This is a genomic window from Cryobacterium sp., assembly GCF_026786305.1.
Classification (GTDB): Bacteria; Actinomycetota; Actinomycetes; order Actinomycetales; family Microbacteriaceae; genus Cryobacterium.
The window spans coordinates 1-4,747 of record NZ_JAJAYI010000008.1 but is presented as its reverse complement, the minus strand read 5'-3'; the positions used below and the strand labels follow the sequence as shown (position 1 = coordinate 4,747).

General features: G+C 63.7%; 5 protein-coding genes and 1 pseudogene. 3 read left to right on the top strand and 3 right to left on the bottom strand.

The features are described 5' to 3' along the window. Positions 1–367, top strand: a pseudogene (locus tag LH475_RS00705) (4-hydroxyacetophenone monooxygenase); the annotation flags it as partial. Positions 368–436: 69 nt separating this feature from the next. Here the strand turns inward: LH475_RS00705 and LH475_RS00700 are convergent. After that, positions 437–841, bottom strand: a complete 405-nt coding sequence (locus LH475_RS00700; protein ID WP_297412637.1) for a heavy metal-responsive transcriptional regulator — start codon at positions 839–841, stop codon at positions 437–439. A 55-nt stretch (positions 842–896) separates the two neighbouring features. Here LH475_RS00700 and LH475_RS00695 point away from each other — a divergent pair, with 55 nt between their 5' ends. Together LH475_RS00695 and LH475_RS00690 are read left to right on the top strand one after the other, a co-directional pair. Then, entirely contained in the window at positions 897–1,196 is a 300-nt protein-coding gene (locus LH475_RS00695) for a thioredoxin family protein (protein WP_297412638.1), read from the top strand. Positions 1,197–1,261: 65 nt separating this feature from the next. After that, the gene (locus tag LH475_RS00690) at positions 1,262–2,614 is read left to right on the top strand and encodes an NAD(P)/FAD-dependent oxidoreductase (protein ID WP_297412636.1); all 1,353 of its coding nucleotides are present in this window, start codon (positions 1,262–1,264) and stop codon (positions 2,612–2,614) included. A gap of 264 nt (positions 2,615–2,878) precedes the next feature. Here LH475_RS00690 and LH475_RS00685 read toward each other — a convergent pair whose 3' ends face one another. Together LH475_RS00685 and LH475_RS00680 are read right to left on the bottom strand one after the other, a co-directional pair. After that, positions 2,879–3,688, bottom strand: a complete 810-nt coding sequence (locus tag LH475_RS00685) for an ABC transporter permease (protein WP_297412635.1) — start codon at positions 3,686–3,688, stop codon at positions 2,879–2,881. Between the two features lie 11 nt (positions 3,689–3,699). Further along, entirely contained in the window at positions 3,700–4,614 is a 915-nt protein-coding gene (locus LH475_RS00680) for an ABC transporter permease (RefSeq protein ID WP_297412634.1), read from the bottom strand. Positions 4,615–4,747 lie beyond the last annotated feature (133 nt).

Genomic DNA, 4,747 nt, shown 5'->3' with positions numbered 1-4,747 from the left:
CGACTTTCCGAACCTATTCGTCATCGACGGACCGAATGCGAGCCTCGGGCACAATTCGGCCATTTACATGATCGAGACCCAGATTGATTACATCCTGGGAGCGCTCGACTTCCGTGCAGCGAACGGTGGGGTGGTGCTAGAGGTAACGCTAGCGGCGGAACAGGAATACACCCAGATGATCGACGAGATGAGCCGGTCGACCGTGTGGCTGACGGGCGGATGCACGAGCTGGTACGTCGACGATCGCAGCACACGACTGACTCTGTTGTGGCCTGGGCCAGCCCGAGCGTTCAGGACAACGAATGGGAGCTTCCAGCCATCCGCGTACACGATTTCTGCGACCGCCGGATTCAGCTTAACCGCCTGACCGAGTACGACGCGAACAGCGCCGAGTACGACGGCGAAGGATGCGAATTCGTTCGGGCGTGCCCGGTGCCTATGGCTGGTGTTGCGGGATGATCTGGCAAACAGTTCCTGCTGAGCAGTCGGCTGGGTCGAGGTTCTGGCTGGCCTCAATGAGGTGCTGCAGCTCTGACTCGAGGAGCGCGAGTTCTCGTTGCCTGGCGCGCACATCTTCGAGCTTCCCGGCGAGCAGGGCGGCGACATGCTCGCATGGCACAGCGCCGGCCTCGCGGAGCGAAATGATGCTGCTGATGTCTGTCAGCGACAGCCCGGCAGCCTGCGAGGCCCGGATGAACCCAAGACGAGAGGCGGTGGCCTCGTCGTACTGGCGGTAACCGTTCGCTTCACGTGCTGCGGAGGGCAGGAGTCCCCGACGTTCATAGAATCTGATGGTTTGCGCGTTCACCCCGGCGACGAGGGCAAGATCTCCAATTCGCATAGTCCCAGTGAACCACTTGACCTTGCACCATAGTGCAAGGTTTATCGTGAGTGCTATGGAGATCACGTTGCAGTACTTCGATGGATGCCCGAACTGGACTATCGTTGCGGAGCGGCTGGCCGCGATCGCCCAGCCCAACCCCGACATGACGGTGACCCACCGACTGGTGGAGACCCCCGAGGACGCGGAGGCGATCGGCTTCCGCGGATCACCGAGCATCCTCGTCAACGGCACAGACGTGTTCCCGGACCCGTCGGCCCCGGTTGGGCTCGCCTGCCGCATCTACGTCACACCCGACGGCATCGCCGGTGCACCGACGCTCGAGCAACTGCAGGCGGCGATCCGCGCGAGCTGAGCAGCACAACTGTGAGCAGGACCACGCTGTGATCCGGCCACGGTGCCGGCAGAAAGGAACATCACGTGAACGAGGACTACGACCTGTTCGTCATCGGCGCCGGGATGGCCGGCACAACGGCAGCGAATAAGTGCGCCGCCCAGGGCTGGCGGGTAGGCATCGTTGACGCGCTCCCTTACGGCGGCACCTGCGCGCTGCGCGGCTGTGATCCGAAAAAGATACTCCGCCGTGGCGCGGAAGTGATTGATGCCGCTCGCTTGATGCAGGATAAAGGCATTACCCAGAACGGGGTGTCGATCGATTGGGCGGCGTTGATGCGCCACAAGCGAGGCTTCACAGACGGTGTGCCGCAAAGCATGGAGGACGAACTCACTGGCAACGGGGTGATGACCTTCCACGGTAGCGCCCGGTTCACCGGACCGAACCAGCTCGACATCAACGGAACAGAACACCGTGCAAAGCATTTCCTGATCGCAACCGGGGCGCGCCCACGCCCACTGAGCTTCCCCGGACATGAGCACCTGATCGACAGCACCGACTTCCTGAACCTGGACGCGTTACCGCACCGGATCGTGTTCATCGGTGGCGGATTCATCTCCTTCGAGTTCGCGCACATTGCTTCGCGCGCCGGGGTGGACTGCGTGATCATCGACCACGGTGACCGCCCCCTCCGCGAGTTCGACCCCGACCTCGTTGAACTCCTCATAAAAAGAACCGAGCAAACCGGAATCCAGGTGCAACTGACCACCACGATCACCCGCGTCACCCGCACCGCCAGCGGACTGGACCTAACGGTGGACCAGGGCGGGAAAACTTTCACAATCGGTGCGGACCTGGTGGTGCACGGTGCCGGCCGCGTCGCCGACCTTGACGGGCTGAACCTCGATGCCGCGAACATCGCATCAGGGCCGCTGGGTGTCGCCGTCGCCGGGCATCTGCAAAGCACCACGAATCCCGCGGTATATGCGGCAGGCGACGCCGCCGACCCCCCCGGCAAACCTCTGACGCCCGTCGCGGTGTTCGAGGGCAAGGTGGCAGCGTCCAACATGCTCACGGGCAGCACCACGACCCCCGACTACACGGCCGTGCCCACCACCGTGTTCACAATCCCGGAGCTCAACCGGGTCGGCATCCTCGAACATGAAGCACGTAACAGCGGCCTCGACATCGACGTGCGACACAACGACACCAGCGGCTGGTACTCCAACTACCGCGTGGGCGAGACAACAGCAAGCGCGAAGATCATCATCGACAAAGCGACCGACCGGATCCTCGGCGCGCACTTACTCGGACCCGGCTACGCCGAACTGATCAACATCTTCGGCCTCGCCATCAAACTCGGCCTGACCTCCCGGCAGCTGAAATCAATGACCGCGACCTACCCATCCATCGGCGCAGACCTCGGCTCCATGCTCTAGCGCGGACCTCCACCCGAGCCCCCACCGCGACCAACATCTACTCGGCGGCCGGGATGTCGCGTCCGTCGCTCGCTGACCTACCCCCCGTGCTCGTGACGGGGTGATCAGCTGCAGGGTTCAGGCCGACGTCGACGCGACGTACTCTCGGCCGATGAAGTTCCTCAGCATTGGGCTGGTCGGAGCCGGTGCGGTGGGGATTTGAGTCATGGTGTTCCCCGACGGGCGACTGAAGGACTGAAGGACTGAAGGACTGGAGGGCGAGGATCAGTCTTCTTCTTCAGCGCGCGACAGCCTCTGCGACACATAGACGGGAATGAACGACGCAAGGATGATGACGGTGGCGACGACGTTGACGACGCTGGCCTCATTGGGGCGGGCCATCTGATTCATGATCCAGAGCGGAAGCGTATCCACTCCCGGCGGTGCCGTGAAGATGGTCACCACGACCTCGTCGAAGCTGAGGGCGAACGCCAGCAGGCCACCGGCGACGAAGGCGGTACGGAACTGGGGGAAGGTGATGAGTCTGAAGGTCTGCCAGAGTCCGGCCCCGAGGTCCATCGAGGCCTCCTGCAGATTCGGGCTCATCCGCCTCAGACGGGCGAGCACGTTGTTGAAGACCATGACCATGCAAAAGGTGGCGTGGGCGACGATCATGCCGAAGTACCCGATCTGGATGCCGACAGGTTCGAGGATGTTGTTGTACGTGTTGCTCAGCGCGACACCGGTGACGATACCGGGAAGCGCAATGGGGAGCACGACGAGCAGGTTGACTGTCTGCTTGCCGAAGAAGCTGTAGCGCTGCAGCGCGAACGCGGTGAGCGTGCCGAGCACGAGTGCTATTGCGGTGGCGCCGAGGCCAACGACGACCGAGTTGAGAAGGGCGGCACGGATGGGCTCGCTGGTGAAGGCGACCACCCACCAGCCGAGTGAGAAATCCGTCACCGGCCAGCTCGCGATTCGGGCGGCGTTGAACGAGTTGAGCACGACCAGAGCGAGCGGGATGTACATGAACGTGAGCACGACGGCGACGATGGCTCCGAGGCCGATCTTGGCTCCGCGGGTGAGTCTCAGCAAAGGGGGGGCTCCTACATCCGGTCGAGTGCGCCGGTCTTCCGAACGGCGAACAGGTAGACCAGCACGAAAACGATGGGTACGACCGAGAAGGCGGCCGCGATGGGCGGGTTGAGGTTGATGTTCGAGGCGATGATGCTGCCGATCATCTGGGTAGACCCGCCCACGAACTTGGCGGCGAGGTAGTCGCCGAGGCTGAGCGAGAAGGTGAATATTGAGCCGGCGATAAGGGCGGGCTTGAGCAGGGGGATGACGACGGTGCGGATAGTGGTCCAGCTGCGGGCCCCGAGGTCGGCCGACGCGTCGAAGAGGTTGGCCGGGATTTGGCGCACAGCGGTGTAGACCGGCAGCGCCATATAGGGGAACCACAGGTAGGTGAGGGTGAGCACCACGGTCGTGTAGCTGAATCCCGGACCGCTAATGCCGAGGGGTTCGAGGGCCGAGTTGAAGAAGCCGTTCTCGGTGAATGTGATGCGCATCGCGAGGATCTTCACCAGGTATCCGGCCCAGAGGGGCAGGGTGATGGCGACGCCCAGGAAGGCGCGCAGCCACGGTGACGCCACCTTCGCCATGAAGATGCCCAGCGGGATGGAGAACACCACGCTGAGTAGAGTCACCAGCAGCGCGATGGACAGTGTTCGCAGCGAGGTGGACAGGTAGGCGGGGTTCTCCACCAGCCTGATGAAATTGTCGAGGGTGAATCCCGGAACGACCTTGGAGGTGAACGGGTCGGTGCGCCAGAACGCGGTGATCAGGAGCATCACGAGCGAGAAAATGTAGACGCCGACGAGCCACGTCATCGGGAGGGCCAGCAGCCCGAGCAGGCGCAGCCGCGGGCTGCGGTGAAGCCGGGTCGAGATGGGCTTGCTGCCGGCGGCCGCGACGCGGCCCGGCTCGCCCGTCGTGACGCGGGGCACTGTGCTGGTCACGGTTTTTCCTTTGGTGCTTGCGGATGCGGGTGGCGGGGGTGGGGGGGGGGCGCCCCCCGGCCCCCCCCCCCCGCACGCGGCCCACAGGAACCTCCACGGGCCGCGCCAGACCCTCGACAAATTTTGGACGGTG

Bases quoted from the DNA above. Each gene is read 5' to 3' on its own strand.
- LH475_RS00700 (WP_297412637.1), bottom strand. From the start codon at position 841: ATGCGAATTGGAGATCTTGCCCTCGTCGCCGGGGTGAACGCGCAAACC.
- LH475_RS00695 (WP_297412638.1), top strand. From the start codon at position 897: ATGGAGATCACGTTGCAGTACTTCGATGGATGCCCGAACTGGACTATC.